The sequence below is a fragment of the Streptomyces sp. NPDC017056 genome (genome assembly GCF_044332485.1).
Taxonomy (GTDB): domain Bacteria; phylum Actinomycetota; class Actinomycetes; order Streptomycetales; family Streptomycetaceae; genus Streptomyces.
The window spans coordinates 209,653-223,711 of sequence record NZ_JBIRPD010000012.1; the positions used below are offsets into that span (position 1 = coordinate 209,653).

14 protein-coding genes are annotated in these 14,059 nt (G+C 71.9%); 12 read left to right on the plus strand and 2 right to left on the minus strand.

Features of this window, described 5'->3' with window-relative positions:
- Window positions 1-102: 102 nt before the first annotated feature.
- Window positions 103-1,221, minus strand: coding sequence for a DUF5937 family protein (locus ACH4OW_RS23515; protein WP_398029902.1), 1,119 nt, complete (start codon window positions 1,219-1,221; stop codon window positions 103-105).
- A 199-nt stretch (window positions 1,222-1,420) separates the two neighbouring features.
- Here ACH4OW_RS23515 and ACH4OW_RS23520 point away from each other — a divergent pair, with 199 nt between their 5' ends.
- The 11 genes from ACH4OW_RS23520 (at window position 1,421) to ACH4OW_RS23570 (ending at window position 10,286) form a co-directional block, all read left to right on the plus strand.
- Window positions 1,421-1,753 (plus strand): hypothetical protein, encoded by a 333-nt coding sequence (locus ACH4OW_RS23520; protein WP_398029903.1) that lies wholly within the window; start codon window positions 1,421-1,423, stop codon window positions 1,751-1,753.
- Between the two features lie 166 nt (window positions 1,754-1,919).
- A complete protein-coding gene (locus ACH4OW_RS23525) occupies window positions 1,920-2,897 on the plus strand; it encodes a DUF2520 domain-containing protein (protein ID WP_360136758.1) in 978 nt (325 codons plus the stop codon).
- A complete protein-coding gene (panC, locus tag ACH4OW_RS23530) occupies window positions 2,894-3,919 on the plus strand; it encodes a pantoate--beta-alanine ligase (RefSeq protein ID WP_398029904.1) in 1,026 nt (341 codons plus the stop codon). Before ACH4OW_RS23525 ends, panC begins: the two co-directional genes overlap by 4 nt.
- Window positions 3,916-5,649, plus strand: a complete 1,734-nt coding sequence (locus ACH4OW_RS23535) for an L-aspartate oxidase (RefSeq protein ID WP_398029905.1) — start codon at window positions 3,916-3,918, stop codon at window positions 5,647-5,649. The genes panC and ACH4OW_RS23535 overlap by 4 nt, the downstream gene beginning before the upstream one ends.
- Window positions 5,646-6,662, plus strand: a complete 1,017-nt coding sequence (nadC, locus tag ACH4OW_RS23540) for a carboxylating nicotinate-nucleotide diphosphorylase (RefSeq protein ID WP_398029906.1) — start codon at window positions 5,646-5,648, stop codon at window positions 6,660-6,662. The genes ACH4OW_RS23535 and nadC overlap by 4 nt, the downstream gene beginning before the upstream one ends.
- A gap of 5 nt (window positions 6,663-6,667) precedes the next feature.
- A complete protein-coding gene (locus ACH4OW_RS23545) occupies window positions 6,668-7,465 on the plus strand; it encodes a type III pantothenate kinase (protein ID WP_360136762.1) in 798 nt (265 codons plus the stop codon).
- A 210-nt stretch (window positions 7,466-7,675) separates the two neighbouring features.
- Entirely contained in the window at window positions 7,676-8,299 is a 624-nt protein-coding gene (locus ACH4OW_RS23550) for a hypothetical protein (protein ID WP_360136763.1), read from the plus strand.
- 46 nt (window positions 8,300-8,345) lie between these two features.
- Entirely contained in the window at window positions 8,346-8,525 is a 180-nt protein-coding gene (locus ACH4OW_RS23555) for a hypothetical protein (protein ID WP_003982975.1), read from the plus strand.
- Window positions 8,526-8,732: 207 nt separating this feature from the next.
- Window positions 8,733-9,269: a BlaI/MecI/CopY family transcriptional regulator gene (locus ACH4OW_RS23560; protein ID WP_398029932.1), complete on the plus strand. Its 537-nt coding sequence runs from the start codon at window positions 8,733-8,735 to the stop codon at window positions 9,267-9,269.
- Window positions 9,270-9,278: 9 nt separating this feature from the next.
- Window positions 9,279-9,797 (plus strand): amino-acid N-acetyltransferase, encoded by a 519-nt coding sequence (locus tag ACH4OW_RS23565; RefSeq protein ID WP_360136765.1) that lies wholly within the window; start codon window positions 9,279-9,281, stop codon window positions 9,795-9,797.
- A gap of 156 nt (window positions 9,798-9,953) precedes the next feature.
- Window positions 9,954-10,286 carry an Lsr2 family protein gene (locus ACH4OW_RS23570; RefSeq protein ID WP_360136798.1) on the plus strand — a complete coding sequence of 111 codons (333 nt, stop codon included), beginning with the start codon at window positions 9,954-9,956 and terminating at the stop codon, window positions 10,284-10,286.
- On the opposite strand, the gene ACH4OW_RS23575 is transcribed toward ACH4OW_RS23570, so the two are convergent.
- Entirely contained in the window at window positions 10,217-11,227 is a 1,011-nt protein-coding gene (locus tag ACH4OW_RS23575) for an SCO3374 family protein (protein ID WP_398029907.1), read from the minus strand. The genes ACH4OW_RS23570 and ACH4OW_RS23575 overlap by 70 nt on opposite strands.
- Window positions 11,228-11,413: 186 nt before the next feature.
- Between ACH4OW_RS23575 and ACH4OW_RS23580 the strand changes: the two genes are divergently transcribed.
- Window positions 11,414-13,933 carry an ATP-dependent Clp protease ATP-binding subunit gene (locus ACH4OW_RS23580; RefSeq protein ID WP_073760604.1) on the plus strand — a complete coding sequence of 840 codons (2,520 nt, stop codon included), beginning with the start codon at window positions 11,414-11,416 and terminating at the stop codon, window positions 13,931-13,933.
- Window positions 13,934-14,059 lie beyond the last annotated feature (126 nt).

The following is a 14,059-nucleotide window of genomic DNA, read 5'->3' on the forward strand; positions in this document are numbered from 1 at the left end:
ACGAGCGCCCCCGTGCGGGACGCGTGCCCCGTACGGGACGAGCACCCCGTACAGGACGCGTGCCCCGGCCGGTACGTGTGCCCAGGCCGGTACGGCAACGCCTCAGCGCAGGACGCCCTCCAGGAAGTCGCTGCCCAGGCGCGCCACCACCTGGACGTCCAGCTGGTGCAGGACGTACCGGCCGCGGCGCCGCGTCTGGAGCAGCCCGGCCTTTTTCAGGATGGCCAGATGCCGGGAGACCTCGGGCGCGGATATGCCGTGCGCGGTGGCCAGCTCGCCGGTGGTGTAGGCGGTGCGGGCCAGGTTGCGGCACAGCCGCAGGCGCATCGGGTGGGCGAGCGCTTCGAGCCGGGATTCGAGCAGGGCGGTCGAGGCGGGGCCGGTCAGCTCCGGCGCCGCCACGGGGTAGTGGATCACCGGGCGCCAGCCCGTCGCGTGCAGCACCAGCAGGTGCGGCCAGCCGAACGAGGTGGGGATGAAGGTGATCCCCGGGCCGACCGCCGGGTCCAGGGCCGTGGTGTGGCCGTGGATCAGCTTGTCGACGACGACGCGGGAGCGGTTCTCGTCGAACGAGACCGCGGGCGACACCTCCGCGAGCGCCTCGGCCAGTCCCTTGTGGCGCAGGACCTCGGCCTTGTGCCGCGCGTCGGCGGCGAGCTGGACCCGCACCCGCTTCCAGACGTCGGCGAAGAACGCCTGGTCGCAATCCTCGAACAGGCGGCGGAGCCAGGCCCGTACGCCCGGCGGGTCGGCGAGCAGCCGCCGGGCGAACTCGGCCTGCCGCGGGCCCCGCGCGGCGGCCCGCTCCAGCGCCATCCGGCGGGACTCGGCGTCCACGAGCGGCGAGGGGCCGCCCAGCCTGAACGTGCTGGTGCAGGAGATCTCCAGCGCGGCGTCCACATACAGCTCGTCGTCGAGCCGGTCGAGCAGGTCCAGGTCCTCGGCGAGCGTGGCGCCGGGCTGCCCGGCGGCGTCCGCCAGCGCGGCGAACGGCATCGAGATGTCCGAGAAGGTCGGGCCCCACAGGAAGTCCGTCTCGTGCAGCCGGTCGGCCAGGTCGGGTTTGAGCGCGCTGGTCGTCGCGGTCGTCCAGCCGTGCAGGCCCGGGTGGTGTGCGGGCTCGGCGAGCGCGTGCAGCGCGGTGCCCAGCTCGGCGAGTGGTGAAGGGCTGAACACCACGCGCTCGGCGGGCAGCCCCGCCACATCGATCCAGACACTCATGTGCCCGTCCCCTCCCCGTCCGGATGCCGCATCCGCCGTCCGGGCCACCCGGCCAGGACCCGTCGTCAACCTGCGCCGACCGGAACACCGCCCGGCGTACCTCCCATCATGCGTGCGCCCGTGACCTGCGACGCCATCGATTGACGGCTCCCGTCAATCGATGGGCCGCCGACCGCGGGGCAGCCTCACTGTGGTGCCCATGAACGCATCCCAGCAGCACATGCTCGACGCCTACCGGGCCGCCCAGCACGGCGAGCCCGCGCCCGCCCACCCCGGAACCGGCGACGTCCGGGCGCTTCGCGAAGTCCGTCTGTGGCTGCGGTTCCAGGCCGTCGTCACCCCGCCGGAAGACCGCCCGCTGGCCCGCGCCCGGCGCGCCGCACGCCGCGCTCTGGCCTGGCGTCCCGTACGGCTCACCCGCTCCGCGCACCCCGCCCCGTCCCGGCCGCTGCCCCACCCTCCCCTCGCTTCCTCCGCCGCTTCCACCCCCACCATGACGGATCTCGCCCGCCTCGGCGACCCCTGTGGATAACTCCGGCGGGCAGGCGCACAGGCCCCGCGCGGCACGGCCGCAGCCGCGCTGCGAGACGCCCGTCTCACCTTGCGTACGGCCCTGAGGGCCGCCGTGAACACTCGCGTAGCATGGCGAACGAATCGTCCGGTACCCCCCGCGGACTGGAACGGAAGGCCATCGCCGCGTGAACACAACCCCACCCACCGAGGCCCAGGACCGCCCCGCCCGGCTGACCGTCGGAGTCGTCGGAGCCGGTCGCGTCGGGCCTGCCCTCGCCGCGTCGTTGCAGCTCGCCGGGCACCGGCCGGTCGCCGTTTCCGGCGTCTCCGACGCGTCCGTACGGCGCGCGGCCGCCCTGCTCCCCGACGTGCCGGTCGTCCCGCCGTCCGAGGTGCTCCGGCGCGCCGAGCTGGTGCTGCTGACCGTGCCCGACGACGCCCTCCCCGGGCTCGTCGCCGGCCTGGCGGAGACCGGTGCCGTACGGCCGGGCCAGCTGCTCGTCCACACCTCCGGCCGGTTCGGCACGGCCGTCCTGGACCCGGCCACCCGCGCCGGCGCGCTGCCGCTCGCCCTGCACCCCGCCATGACCTTCACCGGCACGCGGGTCGACGTGCAGCGGCTGGCCGGCTGCTCCTTCGGGGTCACGGCGCCGGACCCCCTGCGGATGGCCGCCGAGGCGCTGGTCATCGAGATGGGCGGGGAGCCGGAGTGGATCGAGGAGGCCGCCCGGCCGCTCTACCACGCGGCCCTCGCGATCGGCGCGAACCACCTGGTCACGCTGGTGGCCCAGGCCATGGAACTGCTGCGGGACGCCGGGGTCGGCGCGCCGGACCGGATGCTCGGCCCGCTGCTGGGCGCGGCGCTGGACAACGCGCTGCGCTCCGGTGACGCCGCCCTGACCGGGCCGGTGGCGCGCGGGGACGCGGGCACCGTCGCCGCCCACGTCGCGGAGCTGCGCCGGCACGCCCCGCAGAGCGTCGCGGGATACCTGGCCATGGCCCGTACGACCGCGGACCGCGCCCTGGCGCACGGCCTTTTGAAGCCGGAGCTGGCCGAGGACCTGCTGGGCGTCCTGTCGAACGCCGGCGACGGCGCCGCCCGGTCCTCCGGCGACCACCGCGAAGACCCGCCAGGCGGCGCCCCCGAAGAAGGCGAACGATGAACGCCCCGCGCACCCGCCTCGTGCACACCGCGTCCGAGCTGCGCGGCCTTTCGCGCCGCCCCGGCGAGCGGGCCGTCGTGATGACCATGGGGGCCCTGCACGAAGGGCACGCGACGCTGGTCAGGACCGCCCGCGACCGCGTCGGGCCGGACGGCCAGGTCGTCGTCACGGTCTTCGTCAACCCGCTCCAGTTCGGCGCCGGCGAGGACCTCGACCGCTACCCCCGCACCTTGGAGGCGGACCTCGCGCTGGCCGTCGAGGCCGGCGCCGACGCGGTGTTCGCGCCGTCCGCCGACGAGGTCTACCCGGGAGGAGCCCCGCAGGTCCGGATATCCGCCGGTCCCATGGGCGGCCTCCTGGAGGGCGCCAGCAGGCCGGGGCACTTCGACGGCGTCCTGACCGTCGTCGGCAAGCTGCTGCACCTCACGCGGCCCGACGTGGCGCTGTTCGGGCAGAAGGACGCGCAGCAACTGGCCGTCATAGAGCGCATGGTGGCCGACCTGAACTTCGGCGTACGGATCGTCGGCGTGCCCACCGTCCGCGAGGAGGACGGGTTGGCGCTCTCCAGCCGCAACCGCTACCTCTCGGCCGCCGAGCGCCGTACCGCGCTCGCACTGTCCCGGGCGCTGTTCGCGGCCCGCGACCGGCTCGCCGCAGAGGAGGCGCTGCGCGACCGCGCCGCGTACGGGGCCCACACGGCCCGCCAGGCCCAGGACCGTTCGGCGGCGCTGGCCGCCCTCGGTGAGGACCGCGCGGCGGCCGACGCGCACGCCCTCGCGCACGCCGTCGCGACCCCGCTGCGGGGCCCTTCGGTGGCGCGCGCCGCCGCCCGTACCGTCCTTCAGGAAGCCGCCCGCCTCGAACCGCCGCTCGTGCTGGACTACGTGGCGCTCGTCGACCCGGCCGACTTCACCGAGGTCCCCGAGACGTACGAGGGAGAGGCCGTCCTCGCGGTCGCCGCCAAGGTCGGCACCACCCGCCTCATCGACAACATCCGCCTCACGTTCGGAGCGCCCCGATGAACGGCACCGGCACCCCCGCCCCCGCCCTCCGCCTCCAGGCCCCCGCCCCCGGCTGGTCCATCGAGGCCGACGTCGTCGTGGTCGGCTCCGGGGTCGCCGGGCTGACCGCCGCGCTGCGCTGCGCCGCCGCCGGCCGCCGGACCGTCGTGGTCACCAAGGCCCGCCTGGACGACGGCTCCACCCGCTGGGCCCAGGGCGGCATCGCTGCCGCGCTCGGCGAGGGCGACACCCCCGAACAGCACCTGGAGGACACCCTCGTCGCGGGCGCCGGGCTGTGCGACGAGGCCGCCGTACGGACCCTGGTCACCGAGGGCCCGGACGCCGTACGCCGCCTCATCGCCACCGGCGCCCGCTTCGACACCGCGCCCGGCACCGACGAGATAGCCCTCACCCGCGAGGGCGGGCACCACCGCCGCCGCATAGCGCACGCGGGCGGCGACGCGACCGGCGCCGAGATCTCCCGCGCCCTGGTGGACGCCGTCCGCTTCCAGGGCCTGCGCACGATCGAGAACGCCCTCGTCCTCGACCTGCTCATGGACGCCGAGGGCCGCACGGCCGGCGTCACGCTGCACGTGATGGGCGAGGGACAGCACGACGGCGTGGGCGCCGTGCACGCCCCCGCGGTCGTCCTGGCCACCGGCGGCATGGGCCAGGTCTTCTCCGCGACCACCAACCCGGCGGTCTCCACCGGCGACGGCGTCGCCCTCGCGCTGCGCGCCGGCGCCGAGGTCTCCGACCTCGAATTCGTCCAGTTCCACCCGACGGTGCTCTACCTCGGCCCGGACGCGGAGGGCCAGCAGCCGCTGATCTCGGAGGCGGTGCGCGGCGAGGGCGCCCACCTGGTGGACGCCGGCGGCACCCGCTTCATGGTCGGGCAGCACGAACTCGCCGAACTGGCCCCGCGCGACATCGTCGCCAAGGCCATCATGCGCCGCGCCCAAGAGCAGGGCACCGACCACATGTACCTGGACGCCCGGCACTTCGGCGCCGCCATGTGGGAGCAGCGCTTCCCGACCATCCTCGCCGCCTGCCGCGCCCACGGCATCGACCCGGTCACCGAGCCGGTCCCGGTCGCGCCCGCCGCGCACTACGCCTCCGGCGGCGTACGGACCGACCTGTACGGCCGCACGACCGTGCCGGGCCTGTACGCGTGCGGCGAGGTCGCGTGCACCGGCGTGCACGGCGCCAACCGGCTCGCCTCCAACTCCCTCCTGGAGGGGCTGGTCTTCGCCGAGCGCATCGCGGACGACATCACGGCCGCGCCCGTCCGGCGGCCCGGCCCCGCCGTCGCGCCCACCGCCGCCCCCGTACCGCTGCTCGCCCCCGAGGCGCGGACCGTGATCCAGCGGACCATGACCGCCGGGGCAGGGGTGCTGCGCTCCGCCGAGAGCCTCGCCGGGGCCTTCACCGCGCTGGTACGGATGCAGAGTGCCGCCGCCGACCCGGCCCCTGCCGACGGGCCCAAGCCCGCCGAGCCCGGCGTCGAGGCGTGGGAGGCCACCAACCTCCTGATGGTCGCCCGGGTACTGGTCAGCAGTGCCCGCAGCCGCGAGGAGACCCGCGGCTGCCACTGGCGCGAGGACCACGCCGACCGGGACGACGCCACCTGGCGGCGCCACTTCCTGGCCACCCACCGCCCGCCGCACACCCTGCACTTCCGTACCACCGACACCGCCGCCTTCCCCGCGACGACCGCCGCACCCGCGCCCGAAACGGAGCCGAACCAGTGAGCACCCCCGACGACCTGCCCCTGCACCAGATCGGCCGTCCGGAGGCCGAGGCCCCGGAGGGCGGCGGCTGCGGCGACTCCTGCGGCTGCGGCGCCGGCGACGCCTACGAACTCGACCCGCTCGCCTGCGGCCTCGACCCCGACCTCGCGGCGCTCCTGGTCAAGGCCGGCCTGGACCCCGTACAGGTCGAGGACATCGCCCACATGGCCGTCGAGGAGGACCTCGACCAGGGCGTGGACGTCACCACCGTCGCGACCGTCCCCGAAGACGCCGTCGCCACCGGCGACTTCACGGCGCGCGAGGCGGGCACGGTGGCCGGTCTGCGCGTCGCCGAGGCCGTGCTGTCCATCGTGTGCACCGCCGAGTTCGAGGTCGAACGGCACGTGGAGGACGGCGACCGCGTCGAGGCCGGCCAGAAGCTGCTGAGCGTCACCACCCGCGCCCGCGACCTGCTCACCGCCGAGCGCAGCGCCCTGAACCTGCTGTGCCGGCTGTCCGGCATCGCCACCGCCACCCGCGCCTGGGCCGACACCCTGGAGGGCACCGGCGCCAAGGTCCGCGACACCCGTAAGACGACGCCCGGCCTGCGCGCCCTGGAGAAGTTCGCGGTGCGCTGCGGCGGCGGCGTGAACCACCGCATGTCGCTGTCCGACGCGGCCCTGGTCAAGGACAACCACGTCGTCGCGGCGGGCGGCATCGCCGAGGCGTTCAAGGCCGTACGCGACCGCTTCCCGGGCGTGCCCATCGAGGTGGAGGTCGACCGGTTGGACCAGATCCCGCCGATCCTCGCCGAGGGCGCCGACCTGATCCTGCTGGACAACTTCACCCCGGAGCTGACCCGCGAGGCGGTGACGCTGGTGGCCGGGAAGGCGATCCTGGAGTCCTCCGGACGGCTCACCCTGGACAACGCCCGTACGTACGCCGAAACCGGGGTGGACTTCCTGGCCGTGGGCGCGCTCACGCACTCCTCCCGGATCCTGGACATCGGTCTCGACCTGCGCGAGGAGCGCTGACGGACATGCTGCTCACCATCGACGTAGGCAACACCCACACCGTCCTCGGCCTGTTCGACGGCGAGGAGATCGTCGAGCACTGGCGCATCTCCACCGACGCCCGCCGCACCGCCGACGAACTGGCCGTGCTCCTCCAGGGCCTGATGGGCATGCACCCGCTGCTGGGCGAGGAGCTGGGCGACGGCATCGAGGGCATCGCCATCTGCTCCACCGTGCCCTCCGTCCTCCACGAGCTGCGCGAGGTCACCCGGCGCTACTACGGGGACGTGCCGGCCATCCTGGTCGAGCCGGGCGTCAAGACGGGCGTGCCGATCCTCATGGACAACCCCAAGGAGGTCGGCGCCGACCGGATCATCAACGCGCTGGCGGCGGTGGAGCTGTACGGCGGCCCGGCCGTGGTGGTCGACTTCGGTACGGCCACGACGTTCGACGCGGTCAGCGCGCGTGGCGAGTACGTCGGCGGTGTGATCGCGCCGGGCATCGAGATCTCCGTGGAGGCCCTCGGCGTGAAGGGCGCCCAGCTGCGCAAGATCGAGCTGGCCCGGCCGCGCAGCGTGATCGGCAAGAACACCGTCGAGGCCATGCAGTCCGGCATCCTGTACGGCTTCGCCGGCCAGGTCGACGGCGTCGTGCAGCGCATGGCGCGGGAACTGGCCAAGGACCCGGACGACGTGACGGTGATCGCCACCGGCGGGCTGGCGCCCATGGTGCTCGGCGAGTCCTCCGTGATCGACGAGCACGAGCCGTGGCTCACGCTGATCGGGCTGCGCCTGGTGTACGAGCGCAACGTCACCCGGGGCTGAGCCGTACGGAACGTACGGTTCCGGGTACGGGTACGGGTGCGGGTGTCGGCGAACCGGCGGAGCGAATGGCCCGGTTGGGCGGTTTTGGCGGAATTTGGCCCATCAATCGGGCCCAAGTGGCTTTTGTTCGCTAAAGCTGGTTGCGCGACACTTGCACCGTTCTAATGGTATTAAGCGGATTTTGTCCGCCAGGGACGTAAGGTCACCCCCATGCCTATGCCATACGGATCCCGCGGCGGTATGGCCTTCAGCGCCGACGAGTTGCGCGTACTCCGCCGCGCCCTCGCCGCCGCCCTCCAGCCGACCCGCCACACCACCGGTGCCGCCGACGCCCCGGCGGCCTACGACGCCGACGGCGCCCAGGAGGTCCAGGAGTATCTGCGGCTGGCCGAGGCCGTGGACGAGGCGGCGCGCGAGGGCGGCCGTCTGCGCGCCTTTCTCCTCGCCGACCTCGCCCGCTACCGGGAGGCCCTGCCCGGCTCCGCCAGCGGGTATCTGGAGCAGCTCCAGGAGGCGCTGGCGGTCGGCTACGACCCCGGGGCCGCCGACCTCGCCGCCCTGCGCTCCCTGTGCGCCCAGCGGCAGGGCCCGGCCGAGAGCGCGCGCCGTACCGCCCTGCTGCGCCGCTGCGAGAACCTGGCCGAGCTGTCCGTACGGGCCCGGCTGCGCGCCCTCCCCGGCGGCCGGACCGCCGGCGAGCCCGACCCGGCGCCCAGGCCCGTGCCGCACCCGCAGCCGAAGGCGCCGCGGCCCGGCAGGCCGGTGCCCACGCCGGGCGACGTGTTCCCGCCGCGCCGCAGGCCGACGCCGCCCCCCGCGGCCCGTTCCGCGTGAGCGCTGCGTACTCTGGAAGCCTCACGCCCGAAGGAGGCCCCTGGTCATGGATTACGTCGCAGCGCTGGTACCGCCCGTGGTGATGGCCGTGGCGTTCGTCGCGCTCATCGTGACGATCGTGAAGAGCCAGGGCGGCGAGAACAAGTCCAAGGAGGACGCGGCCGTCGACGCCGCGCTGGCCCGCGCCGAGGGCGCCCGTCAGGAGCCCAAGGCCCACGGCGCCTGACCGGTGCCGGAGCGCGGTCCCGATCGTTTGTTTCGATCGTTTGACCGGCCTTGCGCACCGTGAACGTCTGGTCAGGCCCGAGATTGTGCGTCTCGGGCCTTACCTGCTTTTTCCGGCGTAAAGCAACCGGTTATAACCGGCATTCGTGACATCTCCCACTATTGTGCTGGTGTGCCACGACGCTTGGGTGATCTGGAAGACGCGGTCATGACGCGGGTGTGGGAGTGGAACCGCCCGGTCACCGTTCGGGAAGTCCTGGAAGATCTGCAGAAGGAACGGTCGATCGCCTACACGACGGTGATGACCGTATTGGACAACCTCCATCAGAAGGGCTGGGTGCGCCGGGAAGCCGAAGGGCGCGCCTATCGATATGAGGCGGTCTCCACTCGTGCCGCCTACTCGGCCGCACTGATGAACGAGGCGTGGTCCGCAAGTGACAACCCCGCGGCCGCTCTCGTGGCCTTCTTCGGCATGATGTCGCCGGAACAGCGCCACGCCCTGCGGGATGCCGTACGCATGGTGCAGGCCGACGAACCGGCGGAACCCGCGCCCGCGCCGCCGCAAGAGGCGCGCACCGAACGCGAACCGCCCGGACCGGCGGAACGGCCGGACCGAGCGGAACCCGCAGCCGAAGGCCCCGGTGAACACCCGCGGGAACCCGCCGGACTCCCGGATGGCGCCGAAGCGCGGGAAGCGGATGCGCAGGAAGTACCCCGGGCGGGACCCGGCGACTCGGGGCGATAGCGTCGCCGCATGCCGTCGCTATCAAATGGGCTCACCGTCCGCCGTGCCAGGACCAGCGATGTACCGGCCGTACGCCGGCTCATCGACTCCTACTCACCGGACGGCATCCTGCTGGACAAAGCCACCGTGACGCTTTACGAGGACATCCAGGAGTTCTGGGTGGCCGAGCGGGACCAGGACGCCGAGGTCGTCGGCTGCGGGGCCCTGCACGTCATGTGGGAAGACCTGGCCGAAGTGCGCACATTGGCGGTGGACCCGCAGCTCAAGGGCACCGGTGTCGGCCACCTCGTCCTCGACAAGCTGGTGCGCACCGCCGGCTGGCTCGGAGTGCGGCGCATTTTCTGCCTCACCTTCGAAGTGGACTTCTTCGCGAAGCACGGGTTCGTGGAGATCGGTGAGACGCCCGTCGACGGCGATGTCTACAGCGAGCTGCTGCGTTCCTATGACGAGGGCGTTGCCGAGTTCCTCGGTCTCGAACGAGTGAAGCCCAACACCCTGGGCAACAGCCGCATGCTTCTGCACCTGTGATCAGCGTTCTATGTCCGAATCGCGCCCCTATCTCATGACTGTGGAAGCAAGCGTTCCCCGGCTGCCGAGCAACTGAACCCCACCCAAGGGTTTGTGTTTTTCCCGGAAAAGCGGTTTGCTTTCCGTCGTAATCCGCATTCGATGAAAGGGAAACCGGTGGCACAGAAGGTTCAGGTTCTTCTTGTCGACGACCTCAACGGCGGCGAGGCCCACGAGACCGTCACGTTCGCCCTCGACGGCAAGTCCTATGAGATCGACCTGTCCGACGACAACGCGCAGAAGCTGCGCGAGTCGCTTGCCGAGTTCGTGAAGGCGGGCCGCAAGACCGGTGGCCGTTCCGCCGGCCGCGGTAAGGCGCGGGCGACCTCCGGTGGCAGCCCGGACACCGCGAAGATCCGTGCGTGGGCCAAGGAGAACGGCTACAACGTCAATGACCGCGGCCGTGTGCCCGCGGAGATCCGTGAGGCGTTCGAGAAGGCCAACGGCTGATCGCCGTACCCGCGATCCGTTTGTCTTCGAGTTTGACGCAGCAAACGGGCCCGGTGGCATTCCGTCGCCGCCGCGCTCACGAGTCGTACGAGGTCGGGGGCGCGCCCCTGGCGACCCGCTTGGGGAGCACCGCGGCCCCCGCGCCCTGCCCCTGTCCCCGTGGTGGGCAGAGTCGCCTCGACCTCGCATCCCGGCTCGGGAGGCCGCACCCACCCCGCGGCCTCCCGCGGGCCGGTTCCGTACGGCCACCGGGAGTGTGGCGGGGGCGGTGACGGTGCGGGCATCCGGTCCCCGGCGCCGCGGGCGGTCAGATCCAGCCCGAGCGAGCCCCATTCCAGCCATTCCAGAAACTCCGGCAGTTCCTCCGCGGCCCCGGCGGCCACGAGCACGAGCATTCTGGGACCGGCGGTGCCGCTGCGGTCGATCGCCACGGGTCCCGTGGGGCCCACCCGTGCCAGCACGGCCCGGCCCGCGTCGGCGGGCAGGTCGAGGGCGTCGAAGCGCACTCCGGTCAGCAGCTGGACCGGCTCCCCGCCGGCGGTCGGCCAGCGCAGCTCGTCCTCGTACCACTGCCGCACGGCAGTGAGAGGGGAACGGGAGCGCGGCAGCGCGACGGCCATACCCGTGCAACTCGCGAAACCCCGAGAAGTTACGCTGGGTTGGCATGCGGACACGTGCCGTGGCCGCGGGAGGGGCGGGAAGGGGCGTGACGGCGTATTCGAAGGCGTTCGGGTGTTCGCCCGTAGCGGATGGAACGGGCCTGCGCCGCATGGAGTGTCAGTGGCAGCGGGTAGGACATTCCCAGTGGGAAGAGACGGTGCAGCGGCGTTCGCAGCGCCTTTTCCGGGGTGGCGGCGGACTCCGGGCGGGCGTGTCGGCGGAGGTCGCGTTCGCCACGGGCGTACTGCCCCAGGGCGTATATGCCTGGCCTGCGGGAACATCGTCTCGCACCATCGGGTTGGAGCAGATGTCGGCTGTTCGGCAGCAGATTTCCCCGCCGAAGCGGGGGTGATCCGGACGGATGTCGGCAGTTGGAATGAGCTGTCCCGTCCCACGGGACTAGCATGCGGAAGGACAGGGAGGGGACCGACCCCTAACTGCCTGACCGCTCTGAGGAGCGATTAACGATGTTCGAGAGGTTCACCGACCGTGCGCGGCGGGTTGTCGTCCTGGCTCAGGAAGAAGCCCGGATGCTCAACCACAACTACATCGGCACCGAGCACATCCTCCTGGGCCTGATCCACGAGGGTGAGGGTGTCGCCGCTAAGGCCCTGGAGAGCCTCGGGATTTCGCTCGAGGCGGTCCGCCAGCAGGTGGAGGAGATCATCGGCCAGGGGCAGCAGGCCCCGTCCGGTCACATCCCCTTCACCCCCCGTGCGAAGAAGGTCCTGGAGCTGTCGCTCCGCGAGGCCCTTCAGCTCGGCCACAATTACATCGGTACGGAGCACATCCTGCTCGGCCTGATCCGCGAGGGCGAGGGCGTCGCCGCCCAGGTCCTCGTGAAGCTGGGCGCCGATCTGAACCGGGTGCGGCAGCAGGTCATCCAGCTGCTCTCCGGCTACCAGGGCAAGGAGGCCGCCACCGCAGGCGGCCCGGCCGAGGGCACCCCCTCGACCTCGCTCGTCCTGGACCAGTTCGGCCGCAACCTGACGCAGGCCGCCCGTGAGACCAAGCTCGACCCGGTCATCGGGCGCGAGAAGGAAATCGAGCGGGTCATGCAGGTGCTGTCCCGCCGTACCAAGAACAACCCGGTCCTCATCGGCGAGCCCGGCGTCGGCAAGACGGCGGTCGTCGAGGGCCTGGCCCAGGCCATCGTCAAGGGCGAGGTGCCCGAGACCCTCAAGGACAAGCACCTCTACACTCTGGACCTGGGCGCCCTGGTCGCCGGCTCCCGCTACCGCGGTGACTTCGAGGAGCGCCTGAAGAAGGTGCTCAAGGAGATCCGCACCCGCGGCGACATCATCCTGTTCATCGACGAGCTCCACACCCTGGTGGGTGCGGGCGCCGCCGAGGGCGCGATCGACGCCGCGAGCATCCTCAAGCCCATGCTGGCGCGAGGCGAGCTGCAGACCATCGGTGCGACCACGCTCGACGAGTACCGCAAGTACCTGGAGAAGGACGCGGCCCTGGAGCGCCGCTTCCAGCCCATCCAGGTCGCGGAGCCGTCGCTGCCGCACACCATCGAGATCCTCAAGGGCCTGCGCGACCGTTACGAGGCGCACCACCGCGTCTCCATCACGGACGAGGCCCTGGTCCAGGCCGCCCAGCTGGCCGACCGCTACATCTCCGACCGCTTCCTGCCGGACAAGGCGATCGACCTGATCGACGAGGCCGGCTCCCGGATGCGCATCCGCCGGATGACCGCGCCGCCGGACCTCCGCGAGTTCGACGAGAAGATCGCCGACGTGCGCCGGGAGAAGGAGTCCGCGATCGACTCGCAGGACTTCGAGATGGCCGCGGGCCTGCGCGACAAGGAGAAGCAGCTCCTGGCCGCGAAGGCGAAGCGGGAGAAGGAGTGGAAGGCCGGCGACATGGACGTCGTCGCCGAGGTCGACGGCGAGCTGATCGCCGAGGTCCTGGCCACGGCGACCGGCATCCCGGTCTTCAAGCTCACCGAGGAGGAGTCCTCGCGGCTGCTGCGGATGGAGGACGAGCTCCACAAGCGCGTCATCGGCCAGAAGGACGCCATCAAGGCGCTCTCGCAGGCCATCCGCCGTACGCGGGCCGGTCTCAAGGACCCGAAGCGCCCCGGTGGCTCGTTCATCTTCGCCGGTCCGTCCGGTGTCGGTAAGACCGAGCTGTCCAAGACGCTCGCCGAGTTCCTCTTCGGCGACGAGGACGCGATGATCTCCCTCGACATGTCGGAGTTCAGCGAGAAGCACACGGTCTCCCGGCTCTTCGGCTCGCCTCCCGGCTACGTCGGCTACGAAGAGGGCGGCCAGCTCACCGAGAAGGTGCGCCGCAAGCCGTTCTCGGTCGTGCTGTTCGACGAGGTGGAGAAGGCCCACCCCGACATCTTCAACTCCCTGCTGCAGATCCTGGAGGACGGTCGCCTGACCGACTCCCAGGGCCGGGTGGTGGACTTCAAGAACACGGTCATCATCATGACGACCAACCTCGGGACCCGGGACATCTCCAAGGGCTTCAACCTGGGCTTCGCCGCCCAGGGCGACACCAAGAGCAGCTACGAGCGGATGAAGAACAAGGTCAACGAAGAGCTCAAGCAGCACTTCCGGCCCGAGTTCCTCAACCGTGTCGACGACACGGTGGTCTTCCACCAGCTCACCGAGGAAGACATCATCCAGATCGTCGACCTCATGATCGCCAAGGTGGACGAGCGCCTCAAGGACCGCGACATGGGCATCGAGCTCAGCGGTGAGGCCAAGAAGCTGCTCGCCAAGCGCGGCTACGACCCGGTGCTGGGCGCCCGCCCGCTGCGCCGGACCATCCAGCGCGAGATCGAGGACGCTCTCTCGGAGAAGATCCTCTTCAGCGAGCTGCGCTCCGGCCACATCGTGGTCGTCGACATCGAGGGTGAGGGCGAGAACGCCAAGTTCACCTTCCGCGGCGAGGAGAAGTCGGCGCTGCCCGACGCCCCGCCCGTGGAGTCCGCGGCCGGCGGCCCGGACCTGTCGAAGGACGCGTGACGGACCGGGCGCCCGGCGCCTGACCGCTACGGCTACGCCGCGGCCCGGAACCTGTTTCAGGTTCCGGGCCGCGGCGTTTGTCATGAGCGGGCGCGGCCGGGTACGGCAGGCCCGCGGTTTTGCCTC

What these genes read in the sequence shown, in the direction of transcription:
- ACH4OW_RS23515 (WP_398029902.1), bottom strand. Translation starts at nt 1,221, where the DNA reads ATGAGTGTCTGGATCGATGTGGCGGGGCTGCCCGCCGAGCGCGTGGTG.
- ACH4OW_RS23520 (WP_398029903.1), top strand. Translation starts at nt 1,421, where the DNA reads ATGAACGCATCCCAGCAGCACATGCTCGACGCCTACCGGGCCGCCCAG.
- panC (WP_398029904.1), top strand. Translation starts at nt 2,894, where the DNA reads ATGAACGCCCCGCGCACCCGCCTCGTGCACACCGCGTCCGAGCTGCGC.
- ACH4OW_RS23535 (WP_398029905.1), top strand. Translation starts at nt 3,916, where the DNA reads ATGAACGGCACCGGCACCCCCGCCCCCGCCCTCCGCCTCCAGGCCCCC.
- ACH4OW_RS23545 (WP_360136762.1), top strand. Translation starts at nt 6,668, where the DNA reads ATGCTGCTCACCATCGACGTAGGCAACACCCACACCGTCCTCGGCCTG.
- ACH4OW_RS23550 (WP_360136763.1), top strand. Translation starts at nt 7,676, where the DNA reads ATGCCTATGCCATACGGATCCCGCGGCGGTATGGCCTTCAGCGCCGAC.
- ACH4OW_RS23555 (WP_003982975.1), top strand. Translation starts at nt 8,346, where the DNA reads ATGGATTACGTCGCAGCGCTGGTACCGCCCGTGGTGATGGCCGTGGCG.
- ACH4OW_RS23560 (WP_398029932.1), top strand. Translation starts at nt 8,733, where the DNA reads ATGACGCGGGTGTGGGAGTGGAACCGCCCGGTCACCGTTCGGGAAGTC.
- ACH4OW_RS23565 (WP_360136765.1), top strand. Translation starts at nt 9,279, where the DNA reads ATGCCGTCGCTATCAAATGGGCTCACCGTCCGCCGTGCCAGGACCAGC.
- ACH4OW_RS23575 (WP_398029907.1), bottom strand. Translation starts at nt 11,227, where the DNA reads ATGTTCCCGCAGGCCAGGCATATACGCCCTGGGGCAGTACGCCCGTGG.
- ACH4OW_RS23580 (WP_073760604.1), top strand. Translation starts at nt 11,414, where the DNA reads ATGTTCGAGAGGTTCACCGACCGTGCGCGGCGGGTTGTCGTCCTGGCT.